This window comes from Plebeiibacterium sediminum (genome assembly GCF_026013605.1).
In the GTDB taxonomy this organism is placed as follows: domain Bacteria; phylum Bacteroidota; class Bacteroidia; order Bacteroidales; family Marinilabiliaceae; genus Saccharicrinis; species Saccharicrinis sediminus.
The window spans coordinates 1-18,674 of the sequence record NZ_JAPDPJ010000015.1 but is presented as its reverse complement, the minus strand read 5'-3'; the positions used below and the strand labels follow the sequence as shown (position 1 = coordinate 18,674).

The following is an 18,674-nucleotide window of genomic DNA, read 5'->3' as shown; positions in this document are numbered from 1 at the left end:
AATAAATGTTGAAGCTTGTCAACTTTTATATAACAAGTAGAAGAAAAATTTTAAAATAAGCATGAAGTTAATATCGTGGAATGTAAATGGCTTAAGGGCTGTTGCTAAAAAAGATTTTTTTAAGGATTTTGAAAGTATTGATGCAGATATCTTTTGTTTGCAGGAAACCAAGGCTCAGTGCGATCAGGTGGAAGAAGTGTTGAATGATGTAGATGGGTATTTTGTTTATTCAAATTCAGCAGAAAAGAAAGGATATTCCGGTACTGCAGTTTTAAGTAAGGTTGAACCAATAAGTGTTACAAAAGGTATTGGTATTGAAGAGCACGATAATGAGGGTAGGGTTTTAACACTGGAGTATGATCAGTTTTATTTGGTAAATGTATATGTGCCAAATTCAGGTAGTGATTTAAAGCGTTTAGGATATCGTCAGGAATGGGATAAGGCCTTTTTTGACTATTTAAAATCACTTGAAGATAAAAAGCCGGTACTTTCGTGCGGTGATTTTAATGTGGCACATAAACCGATAGATTTGGCCCGACCAAAGGCAAATTATAACAAGTCGGCCGGCTTTATGCAAGAAGAGATTGATGGTATGGACCGTTTTACTCAGGGAGGACTGAAAGATACTTTCCGACATTTTTACCCTGACCAGGCAGATACTTATTCATGGTGGAGTTACAGAGCAGGAGCCAGGGGTAAGAATGTAGGCTGGAGAATCGATTATTTTTTAGCCAGTGAATCTTTTCTTCCATCACTTAAAGATGCCTTTATTTTGAATGATATTATGGGCTCAGATCATTGCCCAGTGGGTATTGAAATATAAAAAAAACAACAACCTGAATTCAAAATTGTACATTGAATTCAGGTTGTTACTTTTATCAGGGATGATTCATCTATGATTTGAGTTGTTATTTTTGAGATATTACATCTTCAAATGCACTTCTGTACTCAATACTTATAACGGGTGTTTCGCTTGCAATAATAAAAGATGGAATGAAAATCCATGATAGAATTGCTGAGGATTCAAGTTTTATCGGAGCCGATTTACTTTTCCCGTATTCGTAATACTTACCACTAATAAATAATCCGTATTCGTATTTTTCTTCAATATAAAGCTCATCACCGTAATAACAGCGCCATTTACCATCTCTTAAATTATTAATAAGGTTTCCTTCAACTTTTAATGTTTTCTGATTATCTACACCTTCTTTTGTATATTCCCAGGAGCCACTACCATCTGTTAAAAGATTATTTCCGTTTTCATCGTAATATTTAATTACGTTAAAGTATCCATCTTTGCAAAGAATAGATTGGTAATTAAATCCTTCTTCGCTATAAAAGATGGCAGTATCACAAACTTCATTTTTGTTAAAATTCAACATTAACGAAGGATTACCATTTGCGTAAAAGAATTCAAAGCGACCTTGTTTATTGTTGTTGTTGTATGACCCTTTTGTTATTATTTTTCTGGATGAGGTATAGTCGTAAAAATTACCCTGCATATCAAGAAAGGTGTGATTCATGGGTCCTTCATAATTCTTATCATCGAATGTTTTTGGGGTAGTCCACTGGCATATTCTGTAGAAATCAGAGTTTTCCTTGTTCGTTAATTGCCATGTAGCGTTAAAATAAATGGATTTAAAATTTTGCTTAGCAACAATATGTTTTGCCAATTCTACGTTGCTTTCCGTTTTGCAAATATCATTTAAGTTGATGAAATTATTTTTTAATTTGAGTTTTGAGGCTGTTGCAGTATGTATTTCAGCTACCTCAATTAAATATGGGTTTCTCGCTAAGATCCTATTAGATAATTGATAGGCTTTATTAAGGTCGTTGTTATTATAATAGAATTGCAGAGACTCAATGAGTTGAACTGAAGATATTTTTACTTTATTTAGTTGAAATGAAACAGGTATGTAATAGGTGTAATCAACGGGGTGATTATCTTTTATTGCACATGTTGTAAAATATTGCTCAGAAGATATGATAGCCTCTGTAATTTTATTATTTAGAATCGAGTCTGTTGATAATAGCCACTCGATATTTGTGATTTGTTTTTGTTTGGATAGTGTAAATTTTACAAGGGCATTACCTTCTGCATGATTAATGTAATTGTCAATTGTATAGCTTATTTTATCACTTAAATAAGCGCAGCATACAGTATCATCGTTTGCTTTAAAGCGTGGAGGAATTACAGACTTTTCTGTTGTTGGGGTTATTTTTTTATTTCGTAAATCAACATCTGCACATTTGTAAAAAAAGAATCTTTTACTGCCATCGCTGTGTTCTTTTGCATATTGCCAATCCAGGCAAGCTTCAGTTTTTCGTTTCTGATTAAATTTTGCTAATCCCCTGTTAAAGTAACTGCTATAATCCTTAGGGTTATTGTTAATGATTAGGTTTAGATCGTACTCGGCTTTTTTATAATTACCCAATTCCATGTTAAGGGCTGATCTGTACTTGTGGTATTTTATATTTTGAGGTTGACTTTTAACTGCAAGGTCAAGATAGTATGCTGCTAAGTCAAACTTTTTAAGCTTATCATATGATTGGGCTTTCATGTAATAGTAATTATAATCTTTGGGAGCATAATCATAGGCACATTCTAAATCGTTAATGGCTGCCTGGTAATTATCGAGGTAAAAGTTGCAATAACTTCTTCTGTAATACCCATCAAAATCCTTTTGTCCATTATTGATGTTTTCTGTAAATAGAGTTAATGCCTCTGCGTATTTGTGTTGATTATAAAGGTTTGTGGCTTCTATATGAGCACCGAATGGTGTTTGAGAATAAATTGGCGTTAGGAAAAATAGCGCAATAATAGTAATGGATAGCTTTAGGGTTAGTTTCATCATTAATGTATTTGGGTTTAAGGTATAAAGATAGATAAAAGTAGAATATTTGAAAAATAATAAGAAAAGTTAAAATATCATCATAAAAGCAATGAGTGTTTTAGTCGCAAAACTTATTTTTAAATTAAATAACTTAAAAATAAGTTGACAAACGTAAAAATAAGTTGTAAGTTTGAATTGCTGATTAACTAACTTAGTATTACGATGGTAACATTAACAAAAGCTGAAGAAAAAATAATGAAGCTGCTTTGGGAGCTTAAAAAAGGATTTATAAAGGATATTATTGAAAAAATGCCAGATCCTAAACCTCCTTATAATAGTGTTTCCACTATAGTGCGGGTTTTGGTGAAGAAAGAAATTGTAGGGTTTAATAAATATGGCGGAACGTACGAATACTATCCTTTGATTTCGAAAGATGAATATCGAAAGAGTCAGTTGGGTAGTTTGGTAAAAGGATATTTTAATAACTCCTTGTCTCAGGTAGTTAATTTTTTCTCAGAAAATAAAAACTTAAAAATTGATGAAGTAAATGAAGCGATAAAGATGTTAGAAGAACTTAAAAAACAGCAAAATGGCTAAGTTTCTGATATATTTGTTTGAATCGGGGTTGTGTTTAACCCTGTTTTATTTAGGTTATGTGTTTTTCTTTCGTAAAGAAACTTACTTTACCTTTAATCGAATTTATTTGGTAGGAGCCATGGTATTATCGTTAATTATGCCATTGGGTTCAGTGTCTGTAAATTCAGTACAGTCTAATGTTATCTCAGAAACAATAGTTAAAGTTAGTCAGTTCAGAAACTATTATGAAGAGCTTATTTTATTAACAGATCCGGATTATGCCGTATCTCATAATGATCATAAAGCAAATTCATTTTTTGCTGCATCAAAGAAAAATAAAGATCTTCAGCAGCAACAAGCAAAATCTTCTATACATCTTATTAAAATCTTATTTTATATCTATTTAGCAGGCTTGCTCTTTTTTGTATTGCGCTTAATTATTCATGTTTTTCAATTAGCGCACTTAGTCCATAAAAATAAAACAGAGAAATACGGTAGCTATACTCTGGTATTGTTAACAGAGGAAGTTCCCAGTTTTTCATTTTTACGATGGATATTCATCAATAAAGAGGCCTTAACAGATAGTGAATTTAAACAAGTGTTAGAGCATGAAAGGATTCATGTAAAACAGAAACATACAGTAGATTTATTGCTGGCACAAATTATTATTTCGTTCCAGTGGTTTAATCCGCTAACATGGCGCATACAGAAATCGATTAAATCGTGTCACGAGTATATTGCCGACAGGCATGTACTTGAGCAGGGACATCAATTATTCGATTATCAGTCTCTTTTACTGAGTCAGTTAATCAGCATTCGCTCAGTTGAGCTGGTAAATAACTTTAATTTATTATCGATTAAAAAAAGAATAGCCATGATGAATAAAATAAAATCAGGACGTTTAGCTAAATTGAAAGCTATTATAGTACTACCGTTACTTGCTGTTGCATTTTTATTTTTTGTTAATATGACAAAGGGAACCTTGATTCCTGAAAAAGTTAATGATAGTATTATTGGTGATTTAGCTGCAGTAACCAACACAAATGGTAAAATTGATTTACCATTTGCAAAGGAAGTTAAGCCTTATGATGAAGACTTTATTCTTTGTAGAGTAAAAATTGAAGGTAAACAGCTTTATATTAATGATGAAAAGAAAGAGTTTAATCAAATAGAGAAAATTCTGAGTTCAATTAAGTCAAAAGCCGATCAAAAGAAAGTGAATAAAATGACTGTTTTATTAATCATTGATAAAGCTGTAAAAATGGAGCTTGTTGATGAGGTAAAGAGTGCATTGCGGAATACGGATCTTTTAAAGATAGGTTATGTTGTAAATCCTGCGGGTGATGAATTTAACGGAAAAGAAGTTGCATTATTTGCATTACTTCCTCCTAAAGATGCTATGTTAGTTGATGAAAGTAAAATTGATTTTTTGTTTACTATTAATGATGCAGATGTAAGAAATATTGATCATGTAAAAAGAGAATTAGGTACTTATATTAAGGCGCATGAAAAATATGTGATGTTGTATAAGTACAATAATAGCACGCTTTATAACGATTATATGAAAGCTATTGATGCGGTTTGGTCAACTATTTTTGAGCAACGTAGAGAATTTGCGTTTTTTAAATCTAAGAAATATGATGATATGACATTTGATGAGCAAAAGGAAATAAAAAAGCGATACCCGATTACATTAACTTTTAAAAACATTGATTTGGAGTAGCAGTAATGTAATTTCAAAAAATAAAAAGGCGATGTTCAGACTTTGAACATCGCCTTAGTTGTAGTTAATTAATTTGATTAACTAGCATTATTCACACTTAACTATTTTTTGAAAATTCGTTTAACAGCAATTTCTTCTTTAATGTTAATGACTTTTACGATATATAATCCATTGGGTAAATCTGTCAATGATATTTTGTCTTCAGTAGTTCTCATAACTTCAGAGCCGGCTACAGTGTATAAGATTACTTCTTGTATTTCATCTTGCGATTGTATTAAAATATACTCACTTGCAGGGTTAGGATAAATTTGTACGCCTTCAGAAAAATGATCCTCAACATCGGTTGCAGTACCACAGTTCTCGTTCCAATTTGCAGTTGCATCTTTTTGCCATGATGCAGAAGGTGTAAAGCCAGCGTCAATCTTAATACATGTTAAGTCCGGATTGTTGTAGGCCCAAACCTGAATCATATTACTATTGTTGCCATTAGATAAGTCTAAGGTAGTTAGATGATTATCATTACATTCTAAACTTTTAAAATTAGAATTTGAAGATAAATCGAGACTTGTTAAATAGTTTTCGGAAACATATAATTCCATTAGGTTTGTGTTGGATGACACATTCAGGCTTGTTAATTCATTATCGTAACAAAGCAATCTTGTTAATGAACTTAGATTACTAACATCCAAACTTGTCAGCTGATTATCAAAGCAAGATAAATGGATTATTTGATTATTTGCACTTAGATCTAAGGTTGAAATCTGATTTTCTTCACAGGAAAAATATTCTAAAGCTGTGTTTTGAGAAATATCTATACTCGATAAATTATTGTTTTTGACCCATAGGTATGTAAGAGCAGTGTTTTGGCTTAAATTGACTGTGGTTAGTGCGTTGTTCGTTAACAACAATCTCGTAATATTAGTAAATGCTTCAATCCCTGTTAAGTCACTTATGTTTTTATTATATAAATTAAGCATTCCTGTAAACGCTTCTGCTTCATCTCTGCAAATTAAATCGTCTCCATTAGTGTCAATAACCGGGTCGTGATTTAATAATGCTGTTTCAAAATTATTGTCCGGAATAGTAATGATGTCAGAACAACCAGCAGAATATTCGTAGGCACCTAAATCAATTGTGGTATTATCAATTCTGTTATTACCAGCTAAATCGGTCGTTGGATAAGTGCTGGAGTAAAAAGTGTTATCACCTTGATCTATTACTGCACTAGATGTAGCTGTAGGCAGGTAATCTGAATCTAAATTAGGATTTGTTGTACTCAGGTCTTCAGTTACTATTGTGCCATCAGTAACCCTGTCAATTTCTGCAGGTAGTTTGATGATGGAATTTTTAATGGTAACATTGTGTGTATCACCTTCTGATATTTTAGTATTAAAAATATCATAGTCTGCAATATTGGTTGTTTGATATTTGTTATCCCAGAATACTGAATTGTAAATATTGATGTTATTATTACCGTCACCACTTACATTGATAAGTTGGCGGTATGGTTGGTAATGTACATTTACATTGTTAACAAATGTACAGTTAGTAAGAGTATGGTTACCAGTGTAAGATGATCCAGATACTTTGCGAAACCAAATGGCACCCCAATCGGAATGGTAATTATTGTTAGCAAACAGAACATTAACCAAATAACTGTTCAGGTTGTTTCCATTATCATTGCTAAGTTGTATTAACATTATGCCGTTATTAGCTTTATTGTTAATAATACTTGTGTTTTTAATGATTAAATCACCTGAAAATACACGCCAGTCAAAAAATATTCCTTCTGCGAAATTATCTTTAATAATAGTATTGGCTATGGTAAAATCGTATTTGTTAGTGCCTGGAACAATAACTGGATTGTGTCCTGGTGTGTAGGCATTTTGTAAAATAACACCATCAATGGTAGTATTATTAGCGCTTAGTCGGATAAGGTTAGGAGCATTATCATTTTTGTTTGTTGACAGATCTCCGGAAATATCATCACCATTGTAGTCGCCAGTAATAATGGTTGCATTATCTGTATGGATTTTAGTTATATCCCTGTCTGAAATAGTAGTTTCAGTACCATCAAAGCCACCAATTAATTTTACTCCCTCATTAATTAATACCAGGGGAACAGTATATGTTGCAGCCACGCTCGGCGTATAGGTTCCTTTGGCTACCCATACTTCATCGTTTGTTGTGGCAAGAGCCAATCCATCAGATATGGTTGTAAAAGCATTTGCCCAACTGGAACCATCTGAATTTCCGGTTGCATTTTGATCAACATAAATAATGCTTTGACTTTTTGCAAAATTTGCAATGCATAAAAATAATAAAAGGTAAAGTGTTTTCTTCATAATAATAGTTTAATAAATTTTCTATATGACAAAGAAATACACTTACTTTTCGGGATTTTATCAGAAAAGTCGCTTTGGCTAACAAAAAAGACAAAGGTATCTTTTAATATTAATTTAATTTTTCCTTTCTGTACTCAAGGGGTGTTTCCCCAGTAAATTTTTTAAAAAGCTGAGTAAAGTAATGGGGTTGTGAAAAACCTAAATCAAAAGCAATTTCCTGTATGGTTTTATTACTAACAAGAAGCGTACTCTTTGCTTTGTTAATAATAAATGAATTGATATAATCTGTTGTTTTTATGCCAGTATTTGATTTCAAAGTTTTGCTTAAATATTTAGGCGTAAGACAAAACTGATCTGCCAAATACTGAAGATTAGGAAGTCCATCGTTCAGATTTCGATTTTGCTCATAATAGGTTTCAAGAAAGTAATCCACTTTAGCCAATAAATTTGTATCGGAGCTATTTTTTATATTGAACTGTCGGTTAAAAGCTCTTAAGCAGTTTTGTAGTAGTAAAAAAATTTCTGTTGATATAATGTTTTGACTGTACTCATCATTACGCATTATTTCTGATTGCATTCTTTTAATACCCTGATTAATCACCTCTAATTCTTCATTGTTTGCATTTAAAGCCTCGTTAATATCATAAGAAAATAAGTGGTGAAGGCTGCTATCTTTAATGAAATGCGAATTTTTAATAAATTTTGGTGAGAATACCAGAATCCACCCGTCTTTTGAGTTTGAGCCTTCAGTTCCAATAATTAACTGGTTGGGAGCAACAAAGCTTAAAAGGCCATTTTTTTGCTCATAGTTTGAGGTTCCATATATCAGGTGTTTATCAGTGCTGTTGCACATTACACAATAAAACTCACAGGTTACTTTCTGGTTTATGATGTTTCCGGGTACATCTAAATCAGCTAATGAAATAATGCCAAAGCCATCTAACCTGGGGCTATCTAAATTCAGTAATTGAAAAAAGTGTTCAACCGAACGGTAATGTAGAATTTCACTTCCCATATTTATAATTATAATAACATTAACATTTGTAGCTAACAAAATTTATTATTTAAAACTTGTAGCCAATCATTATAATTACGGAGGGTGTTAAATATAGCTATAAAAGTTATTAATCTCTTTTGGGTAACTACGATTTATTAACAAAAAGAGTAATGTTTTGTTCTGGTTTTTAAAGCATAAAACTGAGTACTTAAACGTTTTTATAGCTATATTTTGATTTAATATGAGGTTGTGATTCTGGATGTAAATGATTAATGTTTTTAAAATGAAATGAATAGGGTTTCTTTGCTAAGCTTTTAACTTTTCAACAGCTTTAAATACACGTAAGAAATTTCCTCCCCAAATTTTTGCAATATCATCCTCAGAATAACCTCTTCTTAGTAGTTCCAGAGTTATTTTAGGAAAGTCTGCAACGTTTGTGCAGTCTGCTAATCCACCACCACCATCAAAGTCAGAACCAATTCCAACATGATCAATCCCAACTAACTTTACTACATAATCAATATGGTCAACAGCATCGGCAATGGTTGGCAATACTTGAGGGTAATTCTTGTTTATGGCATCCCATTCAGCCCAGGCTTGCTTTCTTTCATCGTCGTTTTTATATTGCCAGTTGTTATACTTTTTCTTCAGTTCCTGCATTTTGGTGTAATGAACACTTGTGGTATCAGGTGATTTTATATAATCTCCAAGTATGCAAATTTGAATCACTCCATCGTTTTTAGCTAACAATTTAATCATATCATCACTCATGTTTCTTGGATGATCACAAACCGAACGCACGCTTGAATGCGATGCAACTACCGGAGCTTTACTGTATTTCATTACATCGTAAAAAGCTGTGTCTGAAATATGCGAAACATCGATAATCATACCCAGTTTATTCATTTCTTTTATCACCTCTTTCCCAAATTTACTAACGCCATGATGCTCAGCTCCCTTTGGGTCTGTTGATGAATCGCAAATATCATTGTTTGAAGAATGACATAGCGTTAAATAGCGAACACCTTTATCGTAAAATTCTTTTACTCTGTTAATGTCCTTGGCAATAGGAAAGCCGTTTTCCATACCTAAAAAGATGGCTCTCTTATTTTCAGCCTCAAGTTTTTGTAAATCTTTTACTGAGGTGGCCAGACCAGTAGTGCTTTTATTGTGTTCTAAACTTACTATTGTTGAATCAATCATTTGATTGGCTAAATCATAAGTTTCTTTGTAAGTTTCGGTATTTCTTGGCTTCTGACTGGTGAAGATGGCAAAAAAGATGGCATCTAAACCACCTTCCTCCATTCTGGGTATATCAACCCGGCTCTCAGGTGCCTCGTGAGATACACTGATGTCAAAGCCATTGTTCACAAATTTCATAGGTGTGTCACAATGCGTATCAATAGTTGTAATGGAATTATGAACGCGTTTTGCATCAGAAAGTGAGAAGTTCTTTGGAAAAAGTACTGAAAAAGCAATAATGATTGCTGAAAATTTTAAAAATGCCATATTGTTTGAGTATTAGATGTGCAAAATAGTGATATTTTATATTTTAATGCCTGATATTTATTATAGATGTGTTTAAAATGATTAAAAATAACCCTGCACCCCTAGTTAAAATTTGTGGATCAACAAAAATATCTCAAACTTATGTCTATGCACTATAATATTGCTTCACCATTGCTTTTTAGTTTTTCACATCAATAGCAAAGGTTGTTTTATTTATTCTGATCTTTTATAGGGTAAATTAAGCCGCCTAATATTGCTGTAATGGGAGCTACTAACACTAAGCCGAAACTACCAACCAAAGTGTGTAGTATTTCAGCAGCAATATAATTTGTATTACAAATAGATATTAACGGAGTGCCCTTAGCCATAAATACCATGAAAACAAACATAAAACTTCCGGAATATGCAAATAGGAGTGTCGTTGTCATTGTTCCAATTACAGGATAGGCTACGTTAAATCCAGATTTCATGAGTTCTTTCTTTTTTATGGATGGATTATGTTCAAGTACTTCGTGTTGTGCAGCAGCAATATCCATAGCTACATCCATAACAGCACCAGCAGCGGCAATAAAAATACAAGATATAAATATAGCAGTTAGGTCAAGGTGTGTATAACCTGTATAAAGTAGTGTTTCAGAAAACTCTTTTACTGTACCGGAGACTTTAAAGAAATGTGCAAATAATAATGCCATACTAGTTGTGATTCCAACTCCGCTTATGGCTCCTAATAAAGCTACCCATCCTTTTCTTGAGAAACCGTTTATTAAAATAATAATTACAGTTGTACACAAAACTATAATTCCAAATGAAACAATGATTGGGGAATATCCCTTCAGAAATAATGGTAGTAGAATTTTCCAAAAGGCCAGCGCAGTAAAAATAAATGATAATAAAGCCTTAAACCCGGTTATTCCGGCAAAGCAAACCAGAAACAATGCAAATAAACCTAATAATATCCATTCTATTTGTATTCTGTAAAAATCATCGGCTCTTGCCTCAATAATCTTTGAACCACTTTTGTTAAACTTTAAAACAGTTAATACTTTATTACCAGGTTTAAAAATCTTGTCTAATTTTTTTTGTCCAATAAGAATATTGTGTGCTATTACGGTATCACCTTTAAAGTTACCAGATAATAGTTTTAAGTTAAGATCTTGGGTTCCCACAGTAACAATTCCGTGTTGATCCAGATCGTCATTGTTTACCGCAATAACTTGGGCTTTAACATGATCTGTGTTTTTTAACAAACGAGGATTTTCATGTCCTGTAGGTAAGTAAATTAAGATAATGGTTAAGATGGAGATAGTTATAGTGAAAGCAATATTAATTTTCCTTTTGTGTGTTTTTAGCATGACATATTTAATAATTGGTCGATTTACCTCAATTGTAATGTATATTTAGTTATTCACATGTTTTGTTAAGGGTTATGACTGAGTGACTTTTATTGAATAAAAGGCCTGCATTAAAAAATGCAGACCTTTTAATTAGTTAGTGAAAACAGATTATTCAGCATTCAATGCGGCTATTTCTATTATTTTTTTCGCAACATCAGTGTTGTCATAGTATCCAGTAAACTTATATTCTCCCTGACCCAGGGCTAAAACAGGAACAGGAACTGCAGTGTGTGAATATGTTGTCCAATCAATACCTGCTTTTTCATTTAAAATATGAGTTACTGTTACGGTAAAAGGATCGTAACTGCTTCCTCCAAAAATATCAGAATCATATCCTGCACATTCTTCTTTAAAATTAACAGAACCATCCATGATGCCAATAGTTAAATCGAAAGCTGTTTGAAGTCTCTCTGTTTCATAATCAGATAACTCAAGAGAAAAGTCAAGTCCTTGTTCGCTTGATTCAGTTTTAGTTTCATCTCCTAATCCAAAATATTCTTTAGCTGATGCTAATGCTTCATTAAATGTAATTGTGGCAGGATCCCAGGATTTTACTACATTATTATAATATTCATCATAGGATATTTTTTGGTAGTTTAAAAATGTAAAGGCGGTTTCGTAGGCAGTTCCTGCATAACCTAAAGTTAATCCTCCGGTTTCATGATCACCAGTTACAATAATTAAGGTTGAATCCGGGTGCTCGTTGTAAAAATCAATGGCTTTCCCTACTGCATCATCAAAGGCAACAACATCAAATGTTGATGCAACAGCATCGTTAGCATGACAAGCCCAGTCTATTTTTCCACCTTCAACCATCATGAAAAATCCATTTTTATTATCTAATAGTTCAATGCCTTTTTCAGTAAAATCGGCTAAGGAAAGGTCATCAGAAGTACGGTCAACTTCATAAGGAAGCGCTGCAGAACCATCATATTGATCTGAATAAGCCCAACACTTTGTTCCATTTGCAATAGCGTTAAGTTCTGTTTTGTTGGTAGCTATAGTGTATCCTGCATTTATCATGGCCTGATCAATATCAACCGGAGTAAAATCTGCAGGTACTCTCGATGCGTCTCTGTATTTAGTAAAATTGCCTTTAGCATATCCTCCTCCAAAATAATCGAAATTACTAGTAGCCATTTGGCTTGCAATATAATTGTAGTAATTACGTGTTTCTGCGTGAGAATAGAAACAGGCAGGTGTTGCATGGTCGATACTTACACTTGAAACAATACCAACTTTCATTCCTTTTGCTTTGGCCATTTCTGCCATGGTTTTTATTTCTTCAGAATGCTCTCCGTTTTGAGAAATGGTACCGCAAGTTGTTTTTTCTCCAGTTGCTAATGCTGTTGCTGCAGCAGCCGAGTCAGTAATATAACGGTCCTTAGCATGTGTAGTTTGCATGCCTGTTACATTAAATTGCTGCATATTCAATGTTCCTATACCAACTGATTTTAGAAAGCCAGAACTGTTTAAGGCTGCTTCAGCTGCATTAATTTGCACGTTAGCCATACCGTCTCCAATAAATAGAAATACATACTTTGGTGTATTGTACTCTTCAAGTATGCCGGTAGCTGATTTTTTACTTGAATCAATCGTGTCATCATCATCATTACACGAGGTAAAAGTTAAAGAAAGACTAGCTATTGTAAAAAAGGCAAAAGCTAACTTGTTTAAATAATTGAATTTTTTCATTCTGTTTAAATAATTTAGGTTGTTATTTTCTAAGTAATGTTTGAGTTAAGTAAACAGTGCAAAAGTCAACTATTAGTGTTAAGTTTATTTAAAACGTTATTTTTATTAAAATCAAGTTCTTTAGCTAATTGAATAAAAATCAACAATATATTAACGTTAGGGTGTTGCAAATAGGCGTATAAATTGTATTTTATGTTCGCTTAAATTAAATACGCCTTATATTGAAGAAGTTAAGCGTAATGTTACAATTTAGTAGTTAATTGCTCTAATTAACAATAAATTAAGTAGGTAATGTAAGTCGAGAGTAAGAATTGCTATTAATCGATGCTTTCAATAATCATCAATACATACTTTTCGTTTTCAAAGGCAAAATATTTTGTAGTGTATTGAATGTTCATGTCCACCTTTTTGTTACGCTCAACATAAAATGGGCGGGTGATTTTTTTCTAAAAGTGGTGGTATTGTTTAAATAGGTTGAAATGGCACTTAATCTTAATTCGCAATTCCTGCATTTACTGGTTTTTCCACAATCTTTTTGTTCTTCTACCTGATAGGCACAGCCAATCGCTTCTCCGCACCTGATATAAATAAGATCTTTGTCCTTATTTTTCGGAAACATAGCTAAGAAAGCGTTATTAAATGAGATTAGTTCCATTCTGTTGTTTAAGAGCAAAACAGAACTATTGATATTATCCAGTATCAATTCTAAGAATTGATGAGAACCTCTTAAAAAGTTAAAGGAAATATTTGTTAGGGCGATATTTGTTGTCATTTTATATATGTCATTTTGTATCAGTCTTTTAAATTTATGAAAATAGTTTGTCAATATCAATTGTTTTTTCTCGTAAATTTGTGATAAACATGTTCTTATGAAATGCTCAATAATTGTATATTTGCAGCGGTTATAAAAGGGAGGAAATGTATAAGTATAAGGGAGGAATAGTATTCCTTTTCTGTTTTTTTATTGTAGTTGTTAGAGCTCAGGTTCCTAAGGTTGGAGATCCTACAGATAAAACATCAGATCAATTGGATTCGTTGTATCACTCAAGGTCAACAGAAAAGAATTTGATGTTTACACCATATGTAGCTCCAACATACACTCCTGAATTGGAATTGTTGTTTTCTGCAGGTGCATTAATGTCCTTTAAACTTCAAAAAGATAATCCTTTTGTTGATCGCTCAAGTATTCCGTTTTCGGTAGGATACAGTACAAACGAATCTGTTTCTATAGCTGCTTTCCCTTATATATATGGTAAAACAGATAAGATGAGGTTGTTGACCATGCTGTTTTACAGGGATATGCCGGATAATTACTGGGGGGTAGGTTATGATGCCGGAAACAGAACATCTACACCAGATGAAACCACAAGATATCACCGCCAATGGTTTTCTGCAGAAGGAAAAGTTGTTCATCGTATCAATAAAAGTCTGTTTGTTGGAGTAACCTATGATTTTAACAGTACCAAGGCAACGGAATTAAATGAGTACATGAAGTCGGATATTTATGTTCAAAAATATGGCAAAAGTGCCACGAATTTTGGATTAGGTCTGGCTTTGGATTTAGATAAGAGGGATAATGTTCAGAATCCATATAAAGGTTATTATTTTAGTATATCGTTTTTAAAATACAATAACTTTTTAAAGATAGGGGATAGCAACGAGTTTTTAAAAGCTACCCTTGATACACGTAAATACCTGAACCTTGGAGACAGAAAGGTATGGGCTTTTCAGTTTAAAACACAGTATTCTGATGGCGAAATTCCATGGATGGATTTACCTCAGTTGGGAACTCAGTTTGATTTAAGAGGGTATCAGTGGGGGCGATTCAGAGATAAAGTTGCTTTATTCGGGATATCTGAATATCGTCATATGTTTTCAGGGATGAGGATGCCATCCATACGAAGGTATTTAAAACATGTGGGTTTTGCTGCCTGGGCTGGTTTTGGTTCTGTAGCCAGTAGCTATGAAGAGATTGAAGATTTCTTACCTAATTTAGGTGCCGGTTTGAGGATTGAAATACAACCACGTATGAATTTAAGGTTGGATTATGGAGTAGCTAAAGATAGAAGAGGTTTTTACGTTGCTTTTAGTGAAGCCTTTTAATATTTAAGGGTATCATAAAAACAACCGGATAGAAATGGTTGTTCTATCCGATTGAATTTGTTGAATTGATTTAAAGTTTAATTAATTTCATTTTGCCAAGTAAAGCGCTATTTGTATCAACATTCATATTTTCATTTTCTGGCTCAAAAGTCAGTTTAAAATGATGTGTTCCTTTTGGTAACTGGGTTTTTATACGATTTGTTTCTCCCAGGTTGGCCCATTCATTTGTTCCTCTCTGTGGCATAATTACAGGAGCTGTCTTTTGATCATTTATCCACAAAGTTCTGTTGGCACATTTGTTATCCGTATTCCATGGTCCACTTCCGTTTGTGTATTCAAAGAATAGTATATAAGTTCCTTCTTCAGGAATATTGATATTCCATTCAACATCAAGATTCTTTTGTTTTGATAATTCAATCATACCGGCAGGAGCACCTGCAATAGAAACCGTTTTGTTGCATTTGTATTTATTAAAAGACAGATATCCTCCTGATTGTGGTTTGTAATAAATTGGTTCGCTAATAAATGAAGGATCTCCAACAATATCAATGGCACGAATTGTATATTCTCCATTGGTTTCATCCAGGTTTATTTTGGTTACATCAGTAGTGGTGGTAAGTAGTTTGCCATTTTTGTATACTTCGTATTTTACTGCATTCTGAACAGAATCCCACAACAGCTCCTGGTTTTTGATGGCGGCTTGTGGTGTTGCAATATGGAATTTATTAGCAACCACATTTGTACTACCATAAAAATCATTATTAGCCATCTCTATTTCAATAATAACTTTACCTTCTCCAAGCAGACTTACAGAATGTTCTGTTTGTTTTTCTCCATTAACAGTAAATGACTGTATTTTATTTCCGTAACCATTCACTTTTATCGTAAATTCCTTATCTCTTATTTTTAGGTTGCTTAACTCCATTTTGCATTGGTATGAATTCGGAATTACGGGGTTAAAATACAATTTGTGATCTGGCTTAAAGTTCATTCCAAAGAAAATCTTGTAAATATGCCCCAGGTTCCCTGCAACACTCCATAGTTGTCTGTCAGAATTTAATGCAGTCATAAAATCTCCATTATCAGCAACCATATTTTCTTTGTTGGTTAAAAACATTGCTGCGGCTCTGTAAAAAGAACTGATGCCCTGTTCTAAGGCATTGTTATTCCCTGCTTTAGATACAGCTAAATTCCAGAAGGTTTGTACAAAAGGCCATATTCCATTGTTGTGATAGGGTTGAATACCTGGTATTTGTGGATATACACATGGAATTCCCCATGTTAGAGTTGGTGTGTTTTCAATAACGGTATTTGATTTTTCATCGGCAACATCATATAAAACAGAAAAAGCCTCACCCAGAGATTCTGATTTTGGTGAACTGAATTTGTAGTTTCTACCATAGATATATTGATTGTAATATCCTTTTTCCTGATTCCAAAGATTGGTATTTATGGCAGTTTTAAGTTCATTGGCCCAGTTCGAATACTTGCTTATATCTTCTTTCTGGTTTAATAGCTTGGCCATCTGACTTAATATTCTCAGCGTTTGATAATGTACCAGGTTGGTTCCAAGGTTTAGTGAAGAATAGATATCAGTATTATCCATCCATCTTGGATAAGTCTGTATTCTCCAATCCAGAAAGGAGGATTCTCCTTTATATAGATGCGAATTGTTGTCAAATACAATAATCCTATCATCTTCAACCGTATTTTTAATGACTTTGTAGCAGTAATCAAGCCATAACTCATCTCCTGAAATTAGATAGATTTCCCATGCTGCTAATGCCCATGTTGTTCTGTCTGAAGATACTGGCCATGCACCACCCGAACCGGTATCCTGAATAATTCTATCCCGCTTTATTTTTTTGAGTAAAGAATGTCTCGCTCTTTGTGTATCTGCAATTCCTAAACCTAAAACGGTAGCATAACTAACATCTCTGGTCCAAACGCCAGCCCATTTCGCACCGGTTCTAAAAGTTCCATCATCTTCGCTCAATAATTTAGTTTCCTCCAGGGCCATATTATATAAAGCCTGTATCAATTCGTTATCCGTTTTAAGTTGAGGATACTGACTGATATCTTTTGTTAGTTTCCACTCAGGCTTTACAAATTTGTTTTCGTCAAAAGTATTTATGTTTATTGATAACTCATAAATATGATCTCCATCTTCATCCTTAAGTTGAACATTTTCTCCAAGGTTTTCAAAATCAAAATTAAGGGGTGCAATATTCCCTGCCATAAAAACCCCTTTAAAATCTTTTTGAGTTATTTTGTCGTGGTTAATATCTTCATAATAACCTTTTTCATCAAAGGCTTTAAATACTTTTCGCAGATCAAGTTTTACATTTAATGTTATATTTGATTCTAAAGTTTCATCAATACCAGCTTGTTCATCAATATGCTGATTTCCAAATTCAATGATAGGCGTATTATAAATCCCATTTTCAGGTTTAACAACAATTTGATGATTTGTAGCAAACGGTAGTTCATTATCCTTTTGGTTGATGCTAAACTTTAATTCGATTGTCCTTTTTTGAGGAATGTTAACCGGGCTCATATAATTACTGGTCATGGAACCATCAGGATGTACTTCAGCAATAAAATCGCCTTGTACTACTTTATTGTTATATACCGTAAAGTTTTTATTTACATGATGAATGTTCATGGGATTATTACAACTGTATAGTATCATTAAAATGAAAATAAAAGGGGTGATCCTCATAACATGAAATGTTTAATTGAATTATTAAAAATACTTTTATCGAAATGTTAATGGTTAGTGTCATTTTGTAATTCAAAGCAATTAAAAACATTACTGAATAACTAAAAATACAAAAAATATATTGAAGGTTTAGGGGGTAAGAAAAAGAATACCAGTGTAATATAAGAAGTTGTAAGGGAGAAAAATATAGAAGTATTAATGGGATGTTGGCAGAATATTACCTGTTTGCGATAGGTTATTTGTATACTGAAAAGCATCTTTTATCATAGCTATCCATAGTGAAATAAGAATTTAAAGCCTTAGTAGATTTTAAAAGTAACTTTGTCAAAGAACTAAATAATCGAAGTTTTATAAAATATCCTGATTTATTTTGACTCCCGACAGTGTTTACTTTTTTTTATGTTGATGGTTCGTTGATTCCTTTTGTATAAATTTTCATGACTTTGTTTTTTTGTATGCCCTGCTATCACTGATCAGGTTATAACAGAACTCGGGTTAAACATGTATCGGCCGACTTTAGAGCCAAGAGCAAAGTGTTTAGCGCAAATAGCGCTTTGATCTCAGCTTGTAGTACTAAAGTATATTGAAATATTCATCGAAAAAATAACAGTAATTTTACTGTTACTTTTTATGGTTGTAAGTATTTGTGTGATAGTGATATATAATTTTGGGTGTCTGAAGTTTTGATTTGATTTACCCCCCATAATGCCTCAGAATTCCATTTTTTGCTAAAAATGGGGGTTTTGGATTCCACTTTTGGCCAAAAACGATGGTTT

At 32.9% G+C, this 18,674-nt stretch carries 12 protein-coding genes; 4 read left to right on the top strand and 8 right to left on the bottom strand.

Annotated features, from left to right (window positions below; translation table 11 throughout):
* Window positions 1-61 precede the first annotated feature (61 nt).
* Window positions 62-823 carry an exodeoxyribonuclease III gene (locus OM075_RS08520; protein WP_301190073.1) on the top strand — a complete coding sequence of 254 codons (762 nt, stop codon included), beginning with the start codon at window positions 62-64 and terminating at the stop codon, window positions 821-823.
* Window positions 824-908: 85 nt separating this feature from the next.
* On the opposite strand, the gene OM075_RS08515 is transcribed toward OM075_RS08520, so the two are convergent.
* On the bottom strand, window positions 909-2,855 hold the full coding sequence (locus OM075_RS08515; protein ID WP_301190072.1) for a tetratricopeptide repeat protein: 1,947 nt from the start codon (window positions 2,853-2,855) through the stop codon (window positions 909-911).
* A 201-nt stretch (window positions 2,856-3,056) separates the two neighbouring features.
* Here OM075_RS08515 and OM075_RS08510 point away from each other — a divergent pair, with 201 nt between their 5' ends.
* Together OM075_RS08510 and OM075_RS08505 are read left to right on the top strand one after the other, a co-directional pair.
* Window positions 3,057-3,431 carry a BlaI/MecI/CopY family transcriptional regulator gene (locus OM075_RS08510; RefSeq protein ID WP_301190071.1) on the top strand — a complete coding sequence of 125 codons (375 nt, stop codon included), beginning with the start codon at window positions 3,057-3,059 and terminating at the stop codon, window positions 3,429-3,431.
* The gene (locus OM075_RS08505) at window positions 3,424-5,133 is read left to right on the top strand and encodes a M56 family metallopeptidase (protein ID WP_301190070.1); all 1,710 of its coding nucleotides are present in this window, start codon (window positions 3,424-3,426) and stop codon (window positions 5,131-5,133) included. Before OM075_RS08510 ends, OM075_RS08505 begins: the two co-directional genes overlap by 8 nt.
* A gap of 101 nt (window positions 5,134-5,234) precedes the next feature.
* Here the strand turns inward: OM075_RS08505 and OM075_RS08500 are convergent, their stop codons facing one another.
* The 6 genes from OM075_RS08500 to OM075_RS08475 form a co-directional block, all read right to left on the bottom strand.
* A complete protein-coding gene (locus OM075_RS08500; protein WP_301190069.1) occupies window positions 5,235-7,478 on the bottom strand; it encodes a T9SS type A sorting domain-containing protein in 2,244 nt (747 codons plus the stop codon).
* 109 nt (window positions 7,479-7,587) lie between these two features.
* Entirely contained in the window at window positions 7,588-8,493 is a 906-nt protein-coding gene (locus tag OM075_RS08495) for a helix-turn-helix domain-containing protein (protein ID WP_301190068.1), read from the bottom strand.
* A 288-nt stretch (window positions 8,494-8,781) separates the two neighbouring features.
* A complete protein-coding gene (locus OM075_RS08490) occupies window positions 8,782-9,984 on the bottom strand; it encodes a dipeptidase (RefSeq protein ID WP_301190067.1) in 1,203 nt (400 codons plus the stop codon).
* Window positions 9,985-10,193: 209 nt separating this feature from the next.
* Window positions 10,194-11,336, bottom strand: coding sequence for a YibE/F family protein (locus OM075_RS08485; protein ID WP_301190066.1), 1,143 nt, complete (start codon window positions 11,334-11,336; stop codon window positions 10,194-10,196).
* A gap of 150 nt (window positions 11,337-11,486) precedes the next feature.
* Complete coding sequence (locus OM075_RS08480) at window positions 11,487-13,073, bottom strand: alkaline phosphatase (RefSeq protein ID WP_301190065.1); 1,587 nt, start codon at window positions 13,071-13,073, stop codon at window positions 11,487-11,489.
* A 394-nt stretch (window positions 13,074-13,467) separates the two neighbouring features.
* Window positions 13,468-13,845, bottom strand: coding sequence for a PAS domain-containing protein (locus OM075_RS08475; RefSeq protein WP_301190064.1), 378 nt, complete (start codon window positions 13,843-13,845; stop codon window positions 13,468-13,470).
* A gap of 146 nt (window positions 13,846-13,991) precedes the next feature.
* Here OM075_RS08475 and OM075_RS08470 point away from each other — a divergent pair, with 146 nt between their 5' ends.
* Window positions 13,992-15,176: a BamA/TamA family outer membrane protein gene (locus OM075_RS08470; RefSeq protein WP_301190063.1), complete on the top strand. Its 1,185-nt coding sequence runs from the start codon at window positions 13,992-13,994 to the stop codon at window positions 15,174-15,176.
* A 70-nt stretch (window positions 15,177-15,246) separates the two neighbouring features.
* Here the strand turns inward: OM075_RS08470 and OM075_RS08465 are convergent, their stop codons facing one another.
* Window positions 15,247-17,841, bottom strand: a complete 2,595-nt coding sequence (locus OM075_RS08465; RefSeq protein ID WP_301190062.1) for an alpha-L-rhamnosidase-related protein — start codon at window positions 17,839-17,841, stop codon at window positions 15,247-15,249.
* Between the last annotated feature and the right edge of the window lie 833 nt (window positions 17,842-18,674).